The organism is Nocardia sp. NBC_01377 (assembly GCF_045040005.1).
Taxonomy (GTDB): Bacteria; Actinomycetota; Actinomycetes; order Mycobacteriales; family Mycobacteriaceae; genus Nocardia; species Nocardia noduli.
Genome location: NZ_CP109567.1, coordinates 323,061 through 344,881, shown reverse-complemented (window position 1 = coordinate 344,881; position 21,821 = coordinate 323,061). Strand labels below are relative to the sequence as shown.

The window sequence follows — 21,821 nt, the reverse complement described above, 5'->3', positions numbered from 1 at the left end:
GCGATGCCGTCACTGCCTCGCTCGGTCGAGCGCCCCTTCCCACGCAGCCTCGACCCGTTCGACGACGAAATCCTGCCCGGCTATCTCCTGCGACTGGCACACCGCCTCGAAATCTCACCCAGATACCTGACCGCCCTGGCCGGACTTCGCGGCAACCGCTACGCGCCCGGTCGCTCCGTGCTCCTCGGGCTCGTCGACCCCGCCGGGTTCGCCCGCGCGGCCAGGCTGTCCATAACCGAGGTCGAGAACATGTCTCTGGCGGCCCTGGCAGGCCGCTATCCGCCGCTGCGGCTGCAATACCTCGGCAAAACCCGTGAGCCACAGGCGCTTCTCAAAGAGCCATGGGTGTTCTGGCGGTGGACGAGATATTGCCCGCAATGCCTGGCCGGTGACGGCACCGCCATCCAGCGACACCACGGCGGCCCCTGGAAACGAGCCTGGCGCTTGCCGATCGCCTTCAGCTGCCTGACGCACCGCAGGCTTCTCCTGCACCTCTGCCCCGACTGTCGACAACCCGTCAACCAGCAACCGGTCTATGGACACCCCTTCGACCTCTTTATCGCCAACCCACAAGCCCAACTGCACCCCACACAATGCCGATCCGGGAAACCACGACCTTGCGGCAGCTTCCTCGGCGACGCTCCCCTCGACGGCGACGAACTCGACCCCCAATCCCTTTCCAGCCTGCTCACCACCCAAGAGCAGCTGACCCACCTGCTGGCACCGAACGGCCCCACCACTACATCGAGCGGCGGTCAACCCACTCCCGCACCACTGATCTTCACCGATCTGCGCATGCTCTCCGAACTCCTCATCAAAAGCTGGCCGACCGCCCGAGCCTTCGCCCCCACCGCGCCCATCGCCGAAATCATCGACCAGCACACCGCCGAACTCCGCCACAGAGAGGGACCACAGCACCAGCCAGCAGGCAAGCACCGGGGACCATGCCGACCACCCCTGCCGGCCAAAGAATGCGGCGCGCTGCTCACCACCACGTTCAACCTTCTGAACATCCCAGACCACGAAGACATGGCAGCTCTGATCGATGAAATGCTCCACAACGACTACACCGGCCGACTCTGGAAAAGACTCTTCCTCCCTGCCCAACACGCTTGCTCGCCAGGACTGAGCCAAGCGATAGCTGCCTACTCGCGAGCCCATCCACCACCACCGCTCGGACGGCGACCACGCATCGCGGTGTCAGATATCGTGCTGAAGTGACAGATGTGATGCCTCGTCACAACAAGCCATCCCGGAAACCCGCTCGGCAATTAATCGGCTACTATCGAATGCGTGTTCGATGACTGGCCGGATCAGTTCACCCCACCTTTGCGGTCGGTGGTCGATCCGCCGCGGCCGGTGATCGTGGATCTGGCTGTGGCGCTCCCGACCCGTCCCGAAGTGTTCGGTCTCGATGCGGTTCCGCTCAGGGTCAAGTCAGGCGGGTTGCGCGTGGTAGGCAGCGTTCCCGGTCAGTTGCACGCGTGGGCGCGCACGCACACCGGTGTGTGGATCGGTCTTGCGTCGTTTGTCCTCGAGACCGGAAACAAGCAGGGCCGGATCGAGGTCACGCAGTGGTGCTCGGCGGCCGCGCTGTCCGCTGCGGAAACGCCGAGTCCGCCACGCCAGTAGTACTTCATCTGGACTGTTGTTCACGGCTGCGGCGGCCGCGAGCAAGCCAGCTGACCGATTCCGGTCGGGACCCCGTCCCTGTCGGTCATGCCCGGCCGCGTCGGACAGCCGAATAGCTGCGTACTGCTGTACTATTTGCTTCAAATGTGCTGTGCGGTCGGGGAGTTCGATCCGCTCGGTGCCGATACGTTGACGTTCGGCTGGGTGGTGAGTGCACTGTCCCCTCGGCACAGGCCGAGTGGGGAGGGGCTGTGGATCAGCACGGGCATGTGCCGGGCAGGGGTATGCATTGGCGTGGTCGGTTGCCGACTATCGCGGGTCTGTGGGAGGCGTGGAGTCACGCTGACCGGTTCGGCAAGGACGAGTCCTTCGCTAGCGAAGTGCACCGGTGCGTGGCGGGGTTGGTTGCCGCACACCGACGTTGGGAATTGGCGGGCACCGGTAGCGATCATCCGACCGGGGACGCGGTCAGCGCCGAAGCTGAGGTCTTCGTGCTGATGCAGGTCCTCGACGACATGGTCACTGCCTGGCTGGGTGAGCCCGCGGACGGAATCGGCGAGCACGAAGAGGGTTTCGGGGCGGTGATGAATCGCCTGGCGAGCAGGTACGTCGCCGCGTGGCCTGCCTCGGGCGCTTGGGGTACGGCCGATTCCCGATTCGAGTTCGGGCGCGAATGCGGGCGCTACACCGAACTGATCGAAGAGATCGCCTCAGGTCGGCGACGTTTTCCCCGCAGCGAGGGTGGCGGCCGTCACCGGCCGAAGTCGCGGGCCGCTGCCGAGCCGCCGCCGAATCAGCGGAAGTCCCGCGCAGCTCTCAGGCCGATGGCGGGCCGATGTCGAGTCCCCTCCGAGGTACCGGCAGGTCGGACTCGGCGACGGAGTCACCGCCGGGCCGCGCTGTCGAGTGGTCGACGCTACCGGGCAGGACAGTCTGGATCGTCGGTGCGATCCGGGCCACGTCGTTGGCTCGCGGTTGCGGGCCAGGCCGTAAGCCTTGTTCGCGGTCACCGGCCAGCAGCGGCTCGTCGACGACGGTGCCAACCTGACGGTCGGGCTGCTCGCAGGCGATCGTGGGGAATTCCGGGGCCGTTCGTATGGAGAGTGCGGCTCGAACGGTCGCTGGGGACCGCTGACGGGCTCGGGGGACCGCCCGGTGCCGACGCGATCTGTTGACGGCTTGCAGTGTCGTAGGCCATGTATCGGTGGCGGTGTTCGAGTCCGATCGTCACGGACCCGCATCGAGCTCGGTGCCCGAATCCACCGTAGAGGCGCGTTCCTCGTCGGCGACGCCCTGGTCGGTGGGGGAGGAGTCGATGATCCGCTGCGGGTTCAGTCCTGCTGCGTCGATCGCGGCGCCGGTCTCGTGCCCGGAGGTCACCGATTGGCGGGCGTTGTCGATAATCAGTTGCAGATCGAGTGGGTCGAGAGGATCGAGTTCGACGGGGGATCTATCTCGGCGGCTGGCGATCTCGTTGAACACTGCCTGCACGGGACGGTGGTTGGTCGGCCCCGCGTATTTGGTGGGGCGTGAGGCCATCGCCGCGGTCTCCCATCGTTCCGGACTGACGCGGGTGTAGTCGAGCATGTAGGGGGCGGCGGCGATCTGGCGATCGAGAAACAGCCGGGTCGATCGACCGTTGCCCTCGCGGAACGGGTGAACCCAGTTCAGGAGCGTGTACAGCCGCGCGGCGTTGTCCGCGAACTGGTATCGGGTCATGTCCGCCCAGTCGAGGTCGGCCACTGCGTCGAACACCTTGGGGATGACCTCGGTGAAATGCTGCGGGTGCAGGAAGTAGTGGCCGTCGTGGCGGGTGAAGCTGACCGTGCGCAGCTCACCGGCCCACGAGTAGACGTTGCCGAACAAGTGCGAATGGACCGCCTGCCATTCGGCGAGGTCGCCGGTCGAGGGGATCTCGACTTTGCCCAACTGTAGTTCCAAAGCGCGCAGCGCCGTTTCGCTGTATTCGCGCCGAGCCAGTTCTTCCGGGTCGTGTAGGCCGTAGAGATTGACCAGCATCACTTCCCCGGGGCCGGCGTCCGAGGGCCACAGGTAGGAGTTCCAGTTATCTTCCTGACTCACCAGCAGCGACCCGCCTCAGCCTCGACCAGGACCGGGAACTGCACAGGAGGTGCGATGCTCCACATCCGGAGTTGGACCGCTGTGGCGGTGCTGCCGTCGTTGTCACCACGACGTCTTCTCGGCATCAGTGGTGTCGGTCGAACCGGGGTAGTTCTCACGCCGATGGCCCCATGTCCGGCTGGCTCTGGGGTGCGGTCGAATCCGTTTCCGCCATGCGGTCATCGAGGTGGCTCGCGGTCGAGCGGTCGACGTGGCCGGGCAGGGCATCCTGGATCGTCGCGGCGATGCTGTGAGGGTCGGTGGCTCGGCGTTGTGGGTGAGGACCAGGAGGTGAGGCTACCTCGGGGTCCGCGGCGCGAATCGCTTCGTCGACGACGGTGCCGATCTGGCGGGCGGCGGCGACCGCGGCGTCGCTGGGGGACTCCGGGATTGGTTGTGCGGGGGTCTGCTCGAACAGTCGTGTCGGCCCGTCGATCAGCTCGAACACTTCCAGAGCGCCGAGCGCGATCCGGGTGCGCCAGGCGGGGTCGCCTGCCGAATACTGTTGGCGGAGGTCGGGACCGGATTCGCTGATCGTGGGCGCGGCCGTCGTGATCGCCCGGTCCAACACCTCGGTGTAGGCCTCGCGGGGCTCGGTCGTGGTCTCGAGGAGTACCAGATCGAAGGTGTCGGGGTCGAAGCGGCGGTTGAACGCCTCAGGGTCGAGTTCGGGACGACCGATGACCTCGAACTCGACCTGGTGGTGCAGGTCGGCCACGATCAGGGCGTTGCGCCACATAGACATCTGCTCACCGACGGTGATCGGGTTCAATTCCGGTGCCGCCGCGCGCTGCCGGTCGGCAAGAAAGTCCTTCACACGCGGCGCGACATCGGAACTCGCTGCACCGCCGCGTGATACGTCCAGGATCCCGATGGTCAGAGACGAATGTTGCCGCAGAATGTCGCGGACCGCGTCCACATGCGCGGGAGTGACGATCTGGAACCGGCCGAACGTGACAGCCCGCTGACGTGGCGAGGTCTCCGACTCGGTGACCGGCTCCAGGATCAGCATCGCGCTTGCGTGGGTGAGCGCGCGACGCCAGCGTGGGGGCAGCTGTACCAGCAGTCGGTCATGCAACCGCAGCCAGTCGAGGCCCTCGGCAGGTGACAACTCCAGCGCACGAGTTCGTCCGACCAGCTCACGAGCACCCATCGCGGCGGCATTCGCCGGCAAGCGGCCACCGAGGTCGTGATGGACCCAACCACCCCGGCGGTCGCGGACCCGCCGCGCGATCGGGCCGGAACCGCCGCGGTACAGACTGATCTCGGCCACAGTCGTCGACGCTTCGACCCATTCGACGACCTCGAGGACACCGGCCGCGGCACGGTCCAGGACCGGCTGGCCGGGATGGTGCTCGGCGATCCCGAGTTCGCGGCTGCGCTGTACCTGTGCCAGGCACGCCAGTTCGCTACGCGCAATAGGGGTAGCCAGCACAGCGACCTCGACCATGTAGCCAGAACCTACTCCGGGACCGGATTCGATCGATCCGGCGAGTTCGGCGACGTAGGCAGGGTCGGTGAGGACGTCGTCGATGATCACGCTGACCTGCAACCGGCGCAGATAGTCCAGAGTCATGCGCATCAGACGGCCGGCCTCAGCGTCAGTCCGGGTATCGGCCTCCTGCTGACCGAATTCGGCGATGAACTCGTAGTACCCGGGAATAAAAGGCCGCAGGTCGCTGCGGCCGAGAACCAGCGGACGCGCCCCGGCCTCGACCTGCTCACGCAGCATCACCGCCAGCTCTGTCTTGCCCGCGCCGGGCTGCCCGACCAGCAGGACAGCCCGCGGTCTCCGCTCCGGAAAGACGCCGTCGCCTAGTACTGCAACGGCACTCGGCGCTCAGGTAAGTGGATGTCCGCGTCGCCGGTAGTGGCTGAGGCGGGCTTGGTGCTGGCGTCGTCGTCGCCAGGTCGACCATGACCAGATGTGATCGGCGGCATGGCGTGGGGTGAGGACGAACGCGATGAGCAGGCGGCGGATCTCCGGTAGCGTGAGAGCGATCATGCCCTCGTCGAGGTCACTGGTTCCCCTTTGCAGCAAGGGTTTTCGACGCGGCGAGCCATGCCAGGGCGAGCATCGACAGGGTGATGTGGGCGTGCCAGGCCCGCCAGCTGCGGACTTGGTAGTGATCGAGTCCGGCTTCCCCTTTGGCCTGCTGGAACGCCTCTTCCACATGCCAGCGTGACCCGGCCGTCCAGGCCAGATCGACCAGCCGGGCGGTGGCGGGGCCGTAACAGATGTAGTAGGCGATCTCGAGTTCGCCTCTGCTGTTGGGTGTGAGCGAACGTCGCGCCAGCAGCCAGTGTCCTCGCCCGGCGGCCCAGGTGCCCTCGATTTGGCGGCGCGCCCAGTCGTATTCGCGCGGTCCGTGCGCGCCGGCGCCGACCGAGAGCCGCTGCCAGGTGCGGCCGCCGAACTCGGCGACCAGATCATCGGCGCGCGCGACACGGTCGGCGCGGGTGGCCATCTGGTGGTCGCAGCGGGTGGCCATCACGTAGAACACGTCGTGGTCTTCGCACCAGTCCCGTAGGTAACCGGCCTGCCCGTAGGCCTCATCGGCGGTGAACCACCCGAACGGCACCTTCGCGGCCAACGCGCGTTCGAGCATGGCGATCATCAGCCGGGGTTTGGTGGCGAACTCGACCTCGTCGGGAATCCCAGCGTCGCGGCAACGCTCGCGATCGCTGGTCCACGACTCGGGAATATAGAGTTCCCGATCGATCAGCGCGTGCCCCTGCTTCGACGCGTACGCCAGGAACACCCCGATCTGACAGTTCTCCGTACGCCCGGCTGTGCCCGAGTATTGGCGTTGCACCCCAGCAGATTTGGTGCCCTTCTTCAAGAACCCGGTCTCGTCACCGGCCAGCACAGCGTCAGGGTCGCCGAGGTGTTCGACCACGTATTCCCGCACATCGTCACGCACCCCCTCGACATCCCAATCGGCTTTGCGCAGCAGCCGCTGCATCCCGTCCGGGCACCCCTCACCAGCGCGTTCGGCCAGAGTCCACCCGTTCTTGCGTTCCAAACCGGCCAGCAGGCCCGACACGTACTCCCGCGCCCGCTGCCGCGGCTCGGACCGCGCGAACCGGGAACCTATCCGAGACATCAACGAATCCAACTCGGCCACAACACGATCCAACACCACATGCCAGATCTACCAGCACACACTCAACCGAGTGCCGTTGCAGTATTAGCTCGACACCTCGCCCCCAGCACCTGAGCCGGCGTCGCCTCGGGCGTTGTGGTCGACACCATCTCACCCCACCCGACACGGTCGAATCCAATGGCGCACAACGAGGGTGCCGGGAATGCGGATTAGACCGGGTTCCAGAAGGACAGACCCTGCAATATGACTGCCACGCCCGGGTGCAACGCCGTGGGCTCGGGCTGGACTCGTAAGCGTGTGAGGCGGCAGCACTGGCGAGTGCAGGCGTGCATGTGTCGACAACCTGCACGCCCTGCGAGGGTTCTGCACGAGAAACTGCCTGTTGCAGGCGTGCAGGTATTGCAGGCGTGAAATCCGACTTCTCCAACCACCCTGCTTCCTCGTGAGGGGCGCCGCATTGCCTCATGCGCCCGCGCTGAGCTGCTGAGCCGCGAAACCCGGTATCGGCACCAACCGCCGCCGCCACAAATGGCAGCCGGTAGGGATGCCAACAACTTCGTTGGAGACGCCAACGCCTATAGGAGGGTTATTGCCCCTTCGGGGCCTTCGATGGTGGCGACCAGGGCAGGGCGTACTCCAGGGTGCACTGTGAGGTCAATTGACAGGGCTTTGAGCTTGGCAATAACCGCTGTCGGTTCAGGATGGACGGTTTCGAAGGAACATAGAGACGCTTGAGGCAGCGCGGCCGACGGGTGTGGGGTGGTGCCCCAGTCGATAAGGAACGGGATCACTCCGCCGTGGCTGCCGTCGGTGCTGAGTGTGAGTCTCCATTCAAGCATTCGGCCTTCGGGAGTGGCCCGAGCCATTTGCGATATCTCTCCGGGATCGAAACCGGCTGCGCGTGCGATGGAAACAGCGGAGTCGATCCCTACCACCTGTGCTGCCCAGGTCACCAGCCGCGGTTCGGTCAGATCGTCAAGCCCGAATGGGCGCTGCCGCCGCGGATTTGGCTGGCCTGGATCTATACCAACAATCTCGAGATAGCTGCAGTCACCCAGGCCGAGTAGGAAGTTGCGGGTGCCGAATCCTGGGTGGCTGCCGCCTTCGGCCGGACCAACTCCCAGCACTTCCTTCACCGTGTGCACGGTCTCGAACAGGTCCGGGGTCGCCAATACCAAGTGGTCTAGCTTGCTCATCTCGACGATTCTAGGCGGTTGCGGCTACGTCTCGTCCTATGGACGCTGTGTTCGATAGATATCACTGGGGTGGTTAGTGTCTGAGAACGGCACTGGATCGCCGCGGAGCGCTACCATGTTCGAAGAATCCGTTGATCTCCCGCTCGAACCTCGCCGATACACTGACCTTCTGGTGATGACGTAGCGGTTAGCTCCGGATAAGATCCCGTAGCAGATCGGCGTCGAAAGACGCCTGGGGCTGGAGCAGGACAAGTCGATCGCTCTGCCACCGCTTTGTCTGAATTGCTTGTTTAGAATCCGGGTGCACCCATGGTGCGTAGACACGTATTGCCCTCTTCCCGCCCTTTCCAGCGACTGACATGATTCCTCTACGAACCAGCTCTTTACGGTTGAAGACGAATATCCCTCGATGGTCCGCATCGAAGGCTGCAATGACCACGGAGCTGATGCCGTCCGCAGTGTCGAGCGGCGCGATATCGCGTGCGACATCCGGCCTCTTCCAAATTGTGACAAACTGTCCGATTTTGGTGGGCGTAGTCTTGGCCACCCGAAAGGCAATGCTCCGACCTTCGATCTCGAATCTGCAGGCGCCGTACTCAGCGCTTTCAGCCTCCCGCGCAGGAGGTTTCGTCAACGCGAGGCCGGACCTCTCGAATGCTTCGTGAAGGAACTCGGTGAGCTGAATGGGGAGGCTGCCTTGGGCTGGGTCCCCGGCCCATCGGTGAGGAGGATCGACATCCCCCTCCTTGATCGTGGTATGCGCAAGGTCTTTCATGGAGCACACTCCCTACTGTCAACTTCGAGCTTTGGTGCTTGGACTGGAGGCGATGGAATGGCCAGCGACCACCAACGAGCGAGTGTCGGTAGAAGCCTTGACTGGGTGGGAGTTTGGGTCCAGAACGATCCCAGTCGGGGCTACCCACCTGCCCCGACTGTGAGGCGAGTGCGAGTCTAGCAATCACAGCAGGGGCCCGGCGCGAGCCACGAGCACGACAAGGCGTCGTTGCTGGCGTGCTGTCAGCCCGGCGTGGGGCACATCTCAGCTGGATCCTGCCAACACAGTCCGCATTCGGACTAGCAGAACCGGAACGACATGGTTATCGAAGATCCACGTCAGGCGATCGTCGTGTGGCTGCACCATCAGCGCGGGTTCGTCAACGCCCCATACAGCGGACCGTACTGCGTGAGGACCGCCCGAACCCCGTCTACATCCGCTGGATCCAGCGACTTTCGCAGTTCCGTGAACTTATCGCGCCGCTCGACCCACTCCGGATCGTGCTCAGCGCGAAGGCTCGCGTCCGCTACAAGCCCGCTCAAGATCTTCACGGCCAAGTTGAAATCTGCCTGTCTGTCGATCGAGCCCTGTTCTGACATCGAAAACCCGTCCTGTCCGTGCAATGTCGTTGGATACGCGGTGAGCAGACGTCTGGATGACCGACAGGACTGGAAAAATCATGTTTAGATGCGCATATCAACGTATCCACACACTTCACTGGTCTGAACCACATGCGTCACCGAGCTGGACCACGAGCCCTCTGTACGGACCTGCTCCATTGTCGACGACCCGACCCTTCCCTTGTTTCCGTCCGCTTGCGGGGCGATGCGCCGCACGACATCAGTTACGAGACATCGGATCCCACTCAACCAGGCTATCGACCTGTCCGCGGTAGGGCAGGTCCACGCCACCACATCGGACAGTGTCGCAGCGCCGGGCGACCGGGCATTCGCGAAATCGACGGCGTTGACCTGCTCCGGCGGTTTGAACAGAGCCGAGGCATCCTATCCGCGGCCGACCGCGAGACCATCACGGCAGCGAACCCGAGCTGAGCACCAACCTTCTCTTCCACTACAAAACCAGCGGCGTGGCGATCTACACGGTGCACCGAAGGGACTCAGCACCATCTTCACGCTTGCGACAGCGGCACAGCGTGAACGTCCGGGAGAGTTCGATGGACTACGACCTCGCCGAACAGCGAATAGCCGATATTGATTGCGCAAATAGCAAGAAGGGCACTAAGATACGAGGGCAATTCAAAGAGGTCAACCAAGCGCATTTCGCTGGAAATAATGGGAGTGCACCCGATGTCGTACCAGATAGTCCGCGATGGTGACGGCCGTCACTACCTGGCAGCGCCCATAAGGACGAAGTCCCCCCTTCCGTTCATCCTGGCAGGCTTTCTCTTCACAGTTATCTACGTCTATTTGATGATGGCCACCTACATGATGCTTGGCACAGGAGCACGTGGACAAGCCATCACCGAACATCTTCTGGCAGCCGCTGTCCTCTTCGGGTTGACATTCCAGCTGCCCGGTCTCCTATTCTTCTTTGGCGCAACCTTGCGCATCCGTCGAAATCGCCGAATCGACAGACAATTCGTGCAGCCATCGAGGAGTGCGCCGCGACCAAGGTTGTGAACTCTGCATCGTTGGTCTCAGCGCTGCCATCGTGCCAGCGCCGTGCCGCAGATTCCGAAGCTCAGGGCCTAGAGCGAGTGCGCCGAGCCATGCCGGTCGGGACGATGAACGTAGACTTCGGGCGGGTTGTCGGAGCTAGGACGCACATCCGCCAAGGCCGTTGGTACGCAAATTCCGGCGCAACGGCATGACGGAACCATTCCCGGGTGGTTCCACCTTCCTGATCTAGCGTGACGATGTTGGTAGTCGGCACTTGGTCCGGCGGGATGTACGTATTCCACAGTCTATTAAAGTCCTTTGCTACCGCCATTTCATCGCGGAACTGCTCGAATGCTCTTCTGGTCAACAGTCCTGGCCAGAGGCAGGCCGCAGCACCAACATACAAGGTTGCTTCTTGCTCCCAGTACGGCTGTGGGAGAACCTCTTTAGCAGAATCAGATGTCAGCAGCCAAAGAACCAGATTCCCCATCTCGCAGGCACCGGGGAATGTGCGATCGAATTCTTCGTTAGAGGCAAGGATATTGAAGGTTGCCGGCGTGTACAGACAGGCCGGACCAGTAATTACGTCGAGCAAGGATAGGTCGTAAGGCTGTGGTACAGTTCTTTCTCCTGCCAGTATTCTGGCCAAGACTGTCTCCGGCTGCGTCGCCAACGCCATCAGCTGATCGCGTGCCAGAGGAAATATTCCCAGCTCCTTAGCAGCGCCTTCCAGATACTCGAGCGTGAATCGTCGAGATCCGAGCTCCATTTTCTCGTAGTGCCCGGGCGAACAGCCTATAGCCCTCGCTACCGACAGACGAGATCGTTTCTGCTTCACGCGATGTTCGGCGAACACGTGACCAATGTCGGCGCATGAGTTGTCGTCATCGTTGTGCCCCCCAGGCATCGCCGCGTTCGGCGTTGCGTGTCCCATTGGCCAACCATATCGCTGACCGGCGGTCTGTCAACCTGAATCCCCGCGGCTGCCAGCGCATATCGCCGTCAAGGTGGCTCGCAGCCTGGTCCGCTCACGTCGCAGCTCGATCCGCTAGTGGAAAATCCCCCCAAATTGGGGGGATTCCGACTATCGACGGAAATGCGGACGGGCGGTTCACTAGGAGCAACAGACAGTCGGATTCTGCGAGAACGAACGACCACAGACGCGAGAGCAATCGCGGATGCGGGTTTTCGCGCGCAGCACCACCTTCCGCGTATCGCCCTCCGCAGAGGTCAGGTCGGTCGATCTGTAGGTACGAATGGAGACAGGTGATAAAAGACAGCAGATCCGGATTGACAATTTGGCCTTCCGGCTGCGGAGCTGAGAGCCGAACGCCACTGGTACGCGACGTATATCGCGGCAGCTGCTCGTCGTGGCCGGGTGGCGAGCATGATTCGCTGTCACCAGCGGATGGCAGTTGGAAATGTTTGAGGCGATGGAGGAGTGTCGATAAAGGGGAGTAGGAAGACATCGACGATAAATGCCTGGTCTGCGACCAGGCACTCTCGTGCGTGATCGGCGCCTAGCGTTGTGTGGCCACTGTTCGAACGACAGCGCGCCGAATCCAGGACTGTCGTAAGCTTTATTCGTCCCCGGTCAGAAGCGACACTCGACGACCGACTGAAATCCACTGTTCGGCTGCGAATTTGAGAGGTACCTATGTCTGCAGGGGCTGCAAGGCTCTACCTGGCGCATTCGGCCGAGCCGAGCCCTACATCCTTGCCGGGTATCTTTCCGCGATCAACCTCCGAGGCCAGACCGATGGTTGCCGGGGTTGCTTTCGTAGACGACATCGGGGTCGCAGTCGCAGAGTTCGCGTTCCGGGAGCATAAGACCCTCGACGCTGCGACTGATGGACTAGCACTGCGTTTCGACTGCGTGCACCCGGCGGCCGCGGTCGCCCAGTGGTGCCAGCGAATCGATGATTGTTTGCAACAGCTGCCTGTCGTCGGCGTGTACGGGTTTCAGGACACACTCAAAGGATTGGCCAGCCTGGAGACTCCGGAAGTGGCGGCGGCAGCGCGGGTATGGTCTGAAGGGTTGGAAGCAAGGCAGCCGCCCGGTTGGCTGCTCGATATTGCGTCTGACTGCATTGAGCCAGATGTTCCATTCCACGTGGCTTGTCGCGAAGCAGGCCTTTCGAGCAGGGCCTTCGTCAGGAGGACTCCGAAAGGTGCCCTGACCAGGGCAGCCGCGATCGGGCTGATGGCGGCTCGCGAGATCAATCTGTGTACGTGGAGCCGACCCGTCAATGTGGACGCGGTGGTCCGCAGCGCGCTCCAGCCCGACGGACAGTATCGGAAGCCTGAGGCCAGCAGGGCTGTCAGAACGCGAACGCCGTCACATGACGCCGAAGAGAATATGCCGAAACGGCTCTCCGCGTTGTGATTTGTTCGATTTCCGCAGTCGGGCCGGGGATCAGTCGACTGCGGATTCCCCCCAAACTGGGGGGAATTCGGGCAAGCGAATCCGCCTCATTTCAAGGATGATTCATACGTCAGGCGCAAAATCGAGGTCAGGGGCAGTCTTGAGTGCGGTAGGCAGGTCACCGGTTTATGTAGCACTAGGTGTGGTATTACTCGGCGGATTGGTATATGGCGCCATAACTATCGCGATCAGTCTGTGGCTGTTTCCGCCCCGATCCCGCTCACGAAAGTCCGGAGGCAACTGCAACTGACCGGGTGGCGTGGTAATCACATCGAAGATGCTCTTGATCAGGCTGATGTGGTTCAGCCGTGGCTGCGCCGAAGTGCGCATACACCAGCAGGGAGACAAACGGTTCCCGCGCAGCGTCGGGCAGCCAACTTCCGACCGGCCACTCGACATGTCCAGTCGCGTCATAGTCGGTGGTCTACGGTGAGCGTCGGTGGGAGACGAAGCAACCTACAATTCAGTCTGGTCACGAGCCAACCGTAGGGGGCGTGTTCGTCCACCAGGTGATGGTCGCTGGGGGTGTGATGTCGCCGGGGAGCGCCAGTCGGTTGGCATGCTTGGGTGTAGAGGCGGGCGATGCGGTCCAGGACTTCCCCGTAGGACTCGTGATGGAGAACCGCGTCGGGAAGTGGTTTCGGCAGCCGTGTGGAGACTTCCTGGTCGATCTCGCTCCGGTACCCGCGGATTGCCGTGCCAGCATTTGCTTGGTCAACGCTGTTGCCGTCGGCCTCTGCCTTCTCGCGCAGCCGATGCGCGGCGACCAGACCGGCGATGCACTGGTGAATAGGACTCGGGAGCGTTGTCGTGTCTCCGGGTCTGTCGGCAGCTATCAGTGCGGGCCACAGGCCCGACCAGGTCGGTAGTTGCCCGTCCCAGTGCCAGTCACGGTCCATCTGATGTTTCCCCGATCGCGATCTCGACTGCCGTGTGCGTTCAGGACGATAGCCCAACCGGCGCTGTCGACGCACCGAGTGGACTCAACTAGTGGATACACAACAGCTTCAATCCTCGCCAACGGGGGTGCTGTGAAGGCACCCGCCCACCGCTGGCGATAGGTTTGCGTAGCTCGTGTGGTTTGCGGCTCAGCTGATCAGCGGCGAAACTGGGGCATGAGGTGAATCACGCCACCGCAGATAGTGATTCGATGGTCGGGGTGATCCGGCCGAGGGACGTTGGGAGCACCATGGGCGGCGACAATCCTGCACCAGCCGGGCCCACCGCGTTGCCCGAGGTTGTGCTCAATGAGCTACGGATGCAGGCGCATACGCTGTGCCCGACCGATGAGTGGACACGTTCGCAGCAACGCGAACAAGCAGAAGTCGTGGTGCGAAGGTGGGGTGAGGTGTGGGTCGCCAGCGTGCTTCGGCGGGAGTTGGTGCTTCGCAATCCCGACGACGTCGAACTGCCGTACCTGGACCCGGCCGAGTGTTTGAACCTGATTCGCGCCGAGGCCGCCGAGGAGCAGTTCATGAAATAGCTGCGACGGTCGTTCTGAAGTCGGCTGTTGCGTGCAGCACACGGGTTGGGGCTATTACTGCTCGATGTCATCGATGCTGGACAGTGGCGGCCTCCACCCCTTGCCGGCCAGACCCAGTTCACGCCATTCGGTCACAGAGATCCCGTAGTGTCGCTGCCATGCCCCTCGGAATCCAGTGGTAGAGCCGAATCCGCAGTTGTACGCGATCTCGTTGAGATTGATTCTGGATGGGCTTTGCAGTAGTTGCGCGGCCCGCTGGAGCCGGACACCTCGCAGCATCTTGCCTGGGCTGGTGCCCATGTATTCCAAGGCGTAAGCCAGTCTGCGGGATGACCAGTTGAGATGTTGGGCAACCGATGCCGCAGTCACCCGGTGATCGGAGTAGTTGCGTTCGACATAGGCTCGCGCGTCTCTCTCGACTTGGGCGAATTCGGCGATCTCAGGCTCGCGACGTGGATCGACCGAACCGGCCACCAGGTCGGTCAGCGCAGCGAACACCCTGTTGAAACTTTCGGCGGAGGAAGTTGCGCGGGTATTGACCAACGCCTGGGTCATCGCGACTGCGGCGGCGATCGCGCCGTCCTCAGGGTTCAGTGCGATCGGAGTCCTGTCGGTCAGCGTAGGGATCGCCTTCTCGGGGATGGTGAGAATCCACGCACGCACACCGTCACCGTGGGCCAGGCCCATCGGCAGCGCCATGGTGATGATGCCCAGATGCCCGGGCAGTAGGACTGCCTCACGCTCACGCTGCTTGAGAATGACTTCGCCGGTTACGGGGATAACGACCCGTTTGTCGGTGTCGTCCCCGGTTTGGTGGGGGAACCGTTCGTAGCACACCGCGTCGGATTGGAACTCCACGATCTGGCGAACCAGCGAGCCCTCCACCGCTCGCTGTACCTGCGTCTTTCCGCTGAAGGCATGCGTCCCGTTCGGGAAACCGAATTCCATCTCGCAGTGGTTCTTGTGCACCTCGCTGGTCCAATAGTCCACTCCATCGGACTGCGGGAGCCCGGAGGTGTCCAGCGTGGTCCTGAGGTAGTCCGGCTCGTCCACGCAACCTCCCCTCGAGTGCAAAAATCTGTCGGAATCTGTGCAGAAATCTTGTCGAAGCCAGCGATTCCGCGCCGCTAGCCTCCCCTGTAACCGTATCGCTATCACCGGGATTCGGGCCGACGCAAGAAGGGAATCGTATGCCGTTCGCAGACCTCAAGGGAACCAGGATCGCCTACGTCGACAGTGGGCCCGAGACAGCCATCAGAGGCACGGCCGTCCTGAGTCATTCCCTGTTCATGAACAAGGCGATGATGGCGGAATTAGCCGATCACCTACGTCAGAGTGGATTTCGGACCGTCGCCTACGATCACCCCAGCCAAGGGGCGTCTGCGCCGGTATCGCGCGCCGATTTGTCGCTCGATCGGCTTACCGAGACCGCGGCAACGTTCATCGAATCCCTCGCAGTCGCACCGGTGCACTTCATCGGCAACAGCCTCGGTGGCATGGTTGCCCTGCGGCTGGGAACCCGCCGCCGAGACCTGGTACACACGATCACCGCGCTGGGCTCCTCGGCAGAGGAAGAACACAGCCTGCCCGAATTCAGGCCGTTGGTCGATCACCTCGGTCTTCCGGGCGGGGTCCGGGAGCGGCTGGGTGAGTTGATGCACATCATGTTTGGCGATCGCTCACTCGCCGAGGCCGCGAGCAACCCGATCATCGGGCAATGGAAGAGCTATATGGGCGCGCTTCCTACCAGCATCAGCGCGGCCGCGGCCGCGGTCATCACCCGGGATCGGATCATCGAGGAGCTCGAGCAGAACGGGAGCGTGCCGGTTCTGGCCATAGGAGGCACCGACGATCACGCCTACCCGCCACTGATCTCGGTGGACCACATCGTCGCAGCCACCAACGGCACAGGCGCGGTGATCGACGGCGCCGGTCACTCCCTGGCCCTCGAGGCCCCCGCACGCGTGGCTGCGCTGATCCTCGAACATATCGATGCCACACACGACATCGACGCACAGCGCGCAGAGGTCGGTGGCCTCGCTGCGGCAGTCGCAGCACCAACGGCGACCGTCGTGTAGATCGTGGCGTCCGGTTGGTGCTCTGCGCTGCGAAGGTCAAGGCGATGATCGGCACCGTCTGCGCGGCCGGTGCGTAACTTACTGCTGGGCAGCAGATTTGGCGTAAAGTGTCATGGATGCGGAGTCTGTGATCCCGCGAACTGTGAACGCCGACAGAAGAAGAGCCGACATGACCAGATATCTGCATTCTGTCGGCTCGATACCCGCAGAGCTGATGACCGATGACCGAGCAGCCATGCAATGGCTCGTCGACCACAGCCAGGGCCGACCGGTCACCGCGATCCCCTGCGATCTGGATCCGGACTGGATTCTGCAATACCTTCGCGACCGCGCCGAACACAGCGACATCCTCGAGGTCGTGCGGGGCGGGAAATTCGCCGACTACGGCGACTTCCCGACCTACGCAGTCCGCGCCGGTCGACTACTGGAAGCGCGGCATGTGTCGATGGATCGGGTCGAGCGGATCGGTCAGGTCGTGTCGGCCTTCGACGCGCTACGCCGTGTCCGACCGGAACTGTCGGACACCAGAGTGCAGATCAGCCAACCCAATCCACTGGACCTGGCGCTGTTCGTCTTCGCGGGTGCAGCGGTATCGGGCGGACTGCCCCTCGGCAAAGCCTTGCGGCGAAGCGATGTCGTCATCACCGCATTGCGGCACCTACCGGTCTTCGCCGAGGCGGCACTACAAGAGATCACCGAGGTGGTGCGGCGCTTCGGTGACCGCGTCATCTGGCAGCTCGAGTCGCCCGTCGCGCTTCTGAGCATGGTTAAAGCACATCAACTGCGATCGCAATGGGCGCTCGGGCCGGTCGTCGCGCGCCAACTCGCCGGGTTCCTCGCGCGTATGCACGCCAGCGGCGCCCGGACGATCGTGCATCTGTGCTACGGCGACTACAACCATGAAAGCCTGATCGCGCCGCGCACCCTCGAGCCCGCGGTGCGCCTGCTCGCTCATACCGCGCGTCGCCTGCGTCGTCAGGGACTCGCGCTCCCGGCGGTGCACATCCCTTGCGCCTACGGGACTGCGCCCGCGCCGCTGCGTCCGGGCTTCTATGCCCCGCTGCGCAAATTGGATCCAGGCTGGCGGTTGATCGCCGGTGTGGTGTCGCCGAAGTCCGAAGCCGACAGCGCGGAGGCCCTCGCGCTGTTCGAACGCTCGACCGGCACCACGGCCTATGGAGTCGCCCCCGCATGCGGGTTGGGCCGGTGCAGTGTCGCCGACGCCGAACGCGCGGTCGCGACCATGGTTGCTCTGTCCGAGCGACCCTAGACACGCAGGGCACGTTTCGGTGCGACTCGCCGTGATGCCCCGGTGGCGCGGATTGCTCCGAATGCCGCTCGCCGGGCCTGAATCGCGCAGATTCGGTGCTGAACGCAAAGCATCGGCAAACCCGCTCTGCGGCAGAGGCATCCATCCGATCGCCGTGTCCTGGCGCTGTCGTTGGCGATAGCGAAGTCCTGGCAGATCGGCGTTCGGCAGCCACTTGTCGTGGTGGTTCGTGGCCGCCGGTGGCGAGCGGCGAGACCAGCGCTAGCAGTCCGGCCAGACGGTTTCTTTCCGAAAGGGCGACAACGTCGTGCAAGACGTTGTCGGAGAGCGGATCTGCGCCGATGGCACCCCCATGGCGTCGCCGCGAGGCTCGGTGCGCGGGTTCGTGAATCCGGGTGCGGACAGTTCAGGATGGAACTTCCATAATGAGGTCTCCGCTACTGATCAGATATCCGCTTTTCGCTCCGGGCGGGGATCTCCCGAATGCGTTCTTCCAATTGAAGATTCACTAATGATTGCTTAAGATAACTGGCGGCAACAATCGCCGTAGTTGCCGAGCCAAGGGGGCTCCGGATTCACACCGGTCGACGGTGATCAACTGCGATCAGCAGTGGCAGGGAGTTTGCTATGGGGAATACGCCGCATGTCCTGGTAATCGGTGGAGGCCCCGGGGGTTCGACCACCGCCGCGCTTCTCGCGCGAGCAGGTATCAGGGTGACCTTGCTGGAACGAGATCAGTTCCCGCGCTATCACATCGGTGAGTCATTGCTGGCCTCGGGGCTGTCCACGCTGCGCCTGTCAGGAGCCTACGACGCGGTGGCCGCGCACGGGTTCCAGGTGAAGCGGGGTGGGTTCTTCGAGTGGCGCAACGACGTCTGGCGCTTGAACTGGGCCGAACTGGTCGCCGCCGATGCCCAGTCATGGCAGGTCGATCGTGCTGCTTTCGACGACATCCTGCTGCGCAACGCCACCGCGCAAGGTGTCGAGGTGATCGAGCAGGCGACCGTTCGCGAAGTGATCTTCGACGGCGCCGAGCGCCCGACCGCGGTCGAGTGGACCAAGGCCGGTGACGATCAGACTCTCACGACCTCGTTCGACTTCCTCGTCGACGCGTCCGGGCGAGCCGGATTGCTTTCGCGCAGGCATTTCAATATGCGACGGCCGCTGCCCGACCTGCAGAATATCGCAATCTGGTCGTACTGGACCGGCGCCCGACTGCATCCGGAAAGCCCCGAAGGGGCTATCAACGTCGTGTCTACAGAGGAAGGCGGCTGGTTCTGGCACATCCCGCTCGCGGATGGCCGATTCAGCGTCGGCTACGTGATCGCCGCAAGTCGAGCCGCGCAGATGCGGGCCGAGCACGGCTCCGACGCGGCCTACTACGACTACATGCTGCGCAACAGCCCGGGAATGTCGCAGCGGCTCGCCGGCGCGCAACAGGTTGCCGAGGTCCGCGTCGAGCAGGACTACTCCTACGTCTCGGAGCGGTTCTGCGGTCCGGGTTACGCGATCGTCGGTGACGCGGCAGCTTTCCTCGACCCGCTGCTTTCCACCGGCGTGCACTTGGCGACCTACGGTGGTTTGACCGCCGCCGCTGCGATCGCCACAAGTTTGCGCGGTGAGATGGCGGAATCCGATGCCCTCGATTTCTACGAATACACCGCACGCAGGGCATTCGGCCGCTTCCTGTCGCTTGTCACGCGGATGTATCGCGACTACATCGGCTCTGCTGAGTATTTCTCCCACGCCCGCCGTCTCACCAATGAGCACAGTAGTGACACAGCACAGGAGTCGTTCACCAGAATCTCTGCGGGTCTGACCGACGTCGTCGAGACGTCCGGGCAGGCCGAGCGGGTCGGCACTGACACGATCGTCGCCGAGGTCGAAAACCATCAGCCCGATCAGGAAGGCAACATCCGCTACATGGGTGGCCTGGACATGTCAGTGGTGTGGGACCACTGGCGCGACCCGCTGGGTCCCGACAGCGCGATGGACGGTCTACGTATCACGACCGAGCCTGTGCTCGGTCTGACCCGCCGCCCTCGCACCGACGCGGAGATCAGCGCCATCGCTCGTCCCGTCGTGCCACCGACAGCGCCGGGCCTGCACTAGGTTTCGACGCGCACGATCATGAAAACCGCGCGGGATCTCCCTGATCCGGTGGAGGACTCATCATCGGATGGCCCGGCTAGCCGGGCCATCGATGATGAGATCGCCCGTTTCACCGATCCGGGGACCAGAGCGCTGCTCGCCAGCAGCGGGTTCACCATGCCGATGCTGGAAGCAGCGCTGGACACCACATTAGGCGTGCGAGTGCTGCGCCAGGACTGCATCACGGCGGCTCACCTGCCGGACACCATCTGCGCAGCCCTACAGGTCGCCGGAAGCGACTGCCTCGTGATTCGGCGGTCACGTCTGGTCGACCGCCACATGCGGACCGCGTCGATCAACCTCGTCATCGGAATCAGCGGCCCCTCCGCCGCCGCCGGGGTCGACGACGTAGGTGTGCCGATCGGACACAGTCTGCGCGCCCGAGGCCTGACCCAGCGACGACACATACTGCGGGTGGGATTGACGCGATGGCCGGACGGGCGCCTGAGCGCGACGAAGGCGTACGTCATCATGCTCGGCGACCGCCCGCTGTGCTACATCCGGGAAGCGTTCAATCCCAGCGTGATCGTGGCCGACCACCACGGCACCGACGTCAGCGAGGATCTGCACTGGAACGACGAGCCGTCGAGCGCCCAGACCGTCGGCGCGGATGCTCTGACGTCGAACGCGCCGACCAGAGCCAGCCACCCACTCGAACCTTCGTCCGGGCGGCGGGAGTGGTTCACAACCCGTCCGCGCGAAAGCGCACCGACACACTCCAGTACTCCCCAGAAGGACTGCCTCAGCAGTGATCTGGACCGCGCTGCCCGCGGCGACGCTATCGTTCTGCACCTGGCCGACGGCTCGACGCGCACAGGCCACAACCTGCCGGCACGCGCATCCGAGCGCGACGCCCTACTCCACGCTGCGGCCGCGGTCCTGAGTCAATGTTCGAGCCGAGCGGTCGTGGCGATCGCCCACTCGTCGCCCGGCCCCATCAGGGCACGCTCGGACAAAGGGGGCCCACCGGACTCCGGCCAGCTGCCACGCGCTTTTCGGCGCCCGGTCGTCGTGTTCGACGACCAACACGGGGACCCACCGTCGACGCCGTCACCGGTCGATATCCTGCGCCGAGTCGCGGATCGGTGTGAGAGCGCGACGCGCCGTGATCTGCTCCGCCATGTCGCCGGGCTGCTCGCGCTCGCCACGGACATCCCCGCAGGTGGCTGGGAATTGCACAGTTCGGTTCCGCAACTGCATCTTTCGAGGGAGTACACCGGACTCCCCGAGCTCCCCAGTCGACCACCGGACAGTGCGGCCCTGTTGTGGATCGGCGACCGAACAGGTGCTGACGGCGGCCTCCGGGGCACGCTACGTCCAGGGCATCCGACGGCCATCGCCCTTGACCGGCAGACGACACCAGCTGATGTCGTGATGCTCTGCCGCAGGTGGAATCCCGAGAATCGCCCCGGAGTTCTCACCCTGGTGCCGAGCGTTGCCCTGGACGCCGGTGACCACCTCCGCGCGCTGTTCGAGGCTGGCGCCGACTGTGGGACGCCAGTGACGTGGCTGTGTGATCCCATCCCGACGGGACTGCGGAACGTCGACCGCGGCCTCCGATGCCGCACCGAACTGGCAGCGGCATCGATTCACGCCTTCGGTGACGCCTGCAGATCGACCGGGACATCTTTCGGCGGCCTACACCTCGAATATGCACCCGGATCTGTCAGGGACTTGTTCGGCGCACCGAGACGCGACCGTGAACGGTTCTGCGACAGTGCCTTCGAGCACGGCCGAGGCCTCGATCCGAGCCAGCTACTGCGCTGCGTGATTGCCGCCCTGGACGATGTTCACGTGCCCTGACAGCGGTTCTCAGCTGTGCCAGCGAAGTCCTCGCGAGGCTGATCGCAATGTGCTGCTGGGATGCGGGGACCAGACCTGTGAAGATGCCCGGCGCGCACTGAATCTGTTGGTGTCGCGTCAGATTGGCGCGAGCCGACGATGCGTTGAGCAAACCCCTTCGT

13 protein-coding genes and 2 pseudogenes are annotated in these 21,821 nt (G+C 63.7%); 7 read left to right on the top strand and 8 right to left on the bottom strand.

Going from position 1 to position 21,821, the window contains the following annotated elements; all coding sequences use genetic code 11:
- Positions 1–3: 3 nt before the first annotated feature.
- Positions 4–1,221, top strand: a complete 1,218-nt coding sequence (locus OG225_RS41960) for a TniQ family protein (RefSeq protein ID WP_331757919.1) — start codon at positions 4–6, stop codon at positions 1,219–1,221.
- A gap of 72 nt (positions 1,222–1,293) precedes the next feature.
- A complete protein-coding gene (locus OG225_RS41955) occupies positions 1,294–1,632 on the top strand; it encodes a hypothetical protein (protein WP_331757917.1) in 339 nt (112 codons plus the stop codon).
- A gap of 1,227 nt (positions 1,633–2,859) precedes the next feature.
- On the opposite strand, the gene OG225_RS41950 is transcribed toward OG225_RS41955, so the two are convergent.
- From OG225_RS41950 to OG225_RS41920, 7 genes and pseudogenes are all read right to left on the bottom strand, one after another.
- Positions 2,860–3,714, bottom strand: a complete 855-nt coding sequence (locus OG225_RS41950) for a Fic family protein (RefSeq protein ID WP_331757913.1) — start codon at positions 3,712–3,714, stop codon at positions 2,860–2,862.
- Positions 3,715–3,868: 154 nt separating this feature from the next.
- Positions 3,869–5,542: pseudogene (locus OG225_RS41945) on the bottom strand (zeta toxin family protein); the annotation flags it as partial.
- A 51-nt stretch (positions 5,543–5,593) separates the two neighbouring features.
- Positions 5,594–5,758, bottom strand: coding sequence for a hypothetical protein (locus tag OG225_RS41940; RefSeq protein WP_405178874.1), 165 nt, complete (start codon positions 5,756–5,758; stop codon positions 5,594–5,596).
- A gap of 22 nt (positions 5,759–5,780) precedes the next feature.
- Positions 5,781–6,899, bottom strand: a pseudogene (locus OG225_RS41935) (IS701 family transposase); the annotation flags it as partial.
- A 536-nt stretch (positions 6,900–7,435) separates the two neighbouring features.
- Positions 7,436–8,056: a VOC family protein gene (locus tag OG225_RS41930; protein WP_331757909.1), complete on the bottom strand. Its 621-nt coding sequence runs from the start codon at positions 8,054–8,056 to the stop codon at positions 7,436–7,438.
- Between the two features lie 187 nt (positions 8,057–8,243).
- Entirely contained in the window at positions 8,244–8,831 is a 588-nt protein-coding gene (locus OG225_RS41925; RefSeq protein ID WP_331757906.1) for a MepB family protein, read from the bottom strand.
- 1,701 nt (positions 8,832–10,532) lie between these two features.
- A complete protein-coding gene (locus tag OG225_RS41920) occupies positions 10,533–11,384 on the bottom strand; it encodes a hypothetical protein (RefSeq protein ID WP_331757902.1) in 852 nt (283 codons plus the stop codon).
- Between the two features lie 2,680 nt (positions 11,385–14,064).
- Here OG225_RS41920 and OG225_RS41915 point away from each other — a divergent pair.
- A complete protein-coding gene (locus tag OG225_RS41915) occupies positions 14,065–14,358 on the top strand; it encodes a hypothetical protein (RefSeq protein WP_331757897.1) in 294 nt (97 codons plus the stop codon).
- 54 nt (positions 14,359–14,412) lie between these two features.
- Here the strand turns inward: OG225_RS41915 and OG225_RS41910 are convergent, their stop codons facing one another.
- Positions 14,413–15,306, bottom strand: coding sequence for a helix-turn-helix domain-containing protein (locus OG225_RS41910; RefSeq protein ID WP_405183567.1), 894 nt, complete (start codon positions 15,304–15,306; stop codon positions 14,413–14,415).
- A gap of 242 nt (positions 15,307–15,548) precedes the next feature.
- Between OG225_RS41910 and OG225_RS41905 the strand changes: the two genes are divergently transcribed.
- The 4 genes from OG225_RS41905 to OG225_RS41890 all read left to right on the top strand — a co-directional run bounded on the left by OG225_RS41905 (position 15,549) and on the right by OG225_RS41890 (position 21,660).
- Entirely contained in the window at positions 15,549–16,436 is an 888-nt protein-coding gene (locus OG225_RS41905; RefSeq protein WP_331757894.1) for an alpha/beta hydrolase, read from the top strand.
- Positions 16,437–16,605: 169 nt separating this feature from the next.
- Positions 16,606–17,706, top strand: coding sequence for a hypothetical protein (locus OG225_RS41900; protein WP_405183566.1), 1,101 nt, complete (start codon positions 16,606–16,608; stop codon positions 17,704–17,706).
- Positions 17,707–18,333: 627 nt separating this feature from the next.
- Positions 18,334–19,818, top strand: a complete 1,485-nt coding sequence (locus tag OG225_RS41895; RefSeq protein WP_331757890.1) for an NAD(P)/FAD-dependent oxidoreductase — start codon at positions 18,334–18,336, stop codon at positions 19,816–19,818.
- 48 nt (positions 19,819–19,866) lie between these two features.
- Positions 19,867–21,660 (top strand): 3-deoxy-7-phosphoheptulonate synthase, encoded by a 1,794-nt coding sequence (locus OG225_RS41890; protein WP_405183565.1) that lies wholly within the window; start codon positions 19,867–19,869, stop codon positions 21,658–21,660.
- Positions 21,661–21,821 lie beyond the last annotated feature (161 nt).

Bases quoted from the DNA above. Each gene is read 5' to 3' on its own strand.
- OG225_RS41905 (WP_331757894.1), top strand. From the start codon at position 15,549: ATGCCGTTCGCAGACCTCAAGGGAACCAGGATCGCCTACGTCGACAGT.
- OG225_RS41915 (WP_331757897.1), top strand. From the start codon at position 14,065: ATGGGCGGCGACAATCCTGCACCAGCCGGGCCCACCGCGTTGCCCGAG.
- OG225_RS41930 (WP_331757909.1), bottom strand. From the start codon at position 8,056: ATGAGCAAGCTAGACCACTTGGTATTGGCGACCCCGGACCTGTTCGAG.
- OG225_RS41910 (WP_405183567.1), bottom strand. From the start codon at position 15,306: ATGGAATTCGGTTTCCCGAACGGGACGCATGCCTTCAGCGGAAAGACG.
- OG225_RS41940 (WP_405178874.1), bottom strand. From the start codon at position 5,758: ATGATCGCTCTCACGCTACCGGAGATCCGCCGCCTGCTCATCGCGTTC.
- OG225_RS41900 (WP_405183566.1), top strand. From the start codon at position 16,606: ATGACCAGATATCTGCATTCTGTCGGCTCGATACCCGCAGAGCTGATG.
- OG225_RS41925 (WP_331757906.1), bottom strand. From the start codon at position 8,831: ATGAAAGACCTTGCGCATACCACGATCAAGGAGGGGGATGTCGATCCT.
- OG225_RS41895 (WP_331757890.1), top strand. From the start codon at position 18,334: ATGGGGAATACGCCGCATGTCCTGGTAATCGGTGGAGGCCCCGGGGGT.
- OG225_RS41960 (WP_331757919.1), top strand. From the start codon at position 4: ATGCCGTCACTGCCTCGCTCGGTCGAGCGCCCCTTCCCACGCAGCCTC.
- OG225_RS41920 (WP_331757902.1), bottom strand. From the start codon at position 11,384: ATGGGACACGCAACGCCGAACGCGGCGATGCCTGGGGGGCACAACGAT.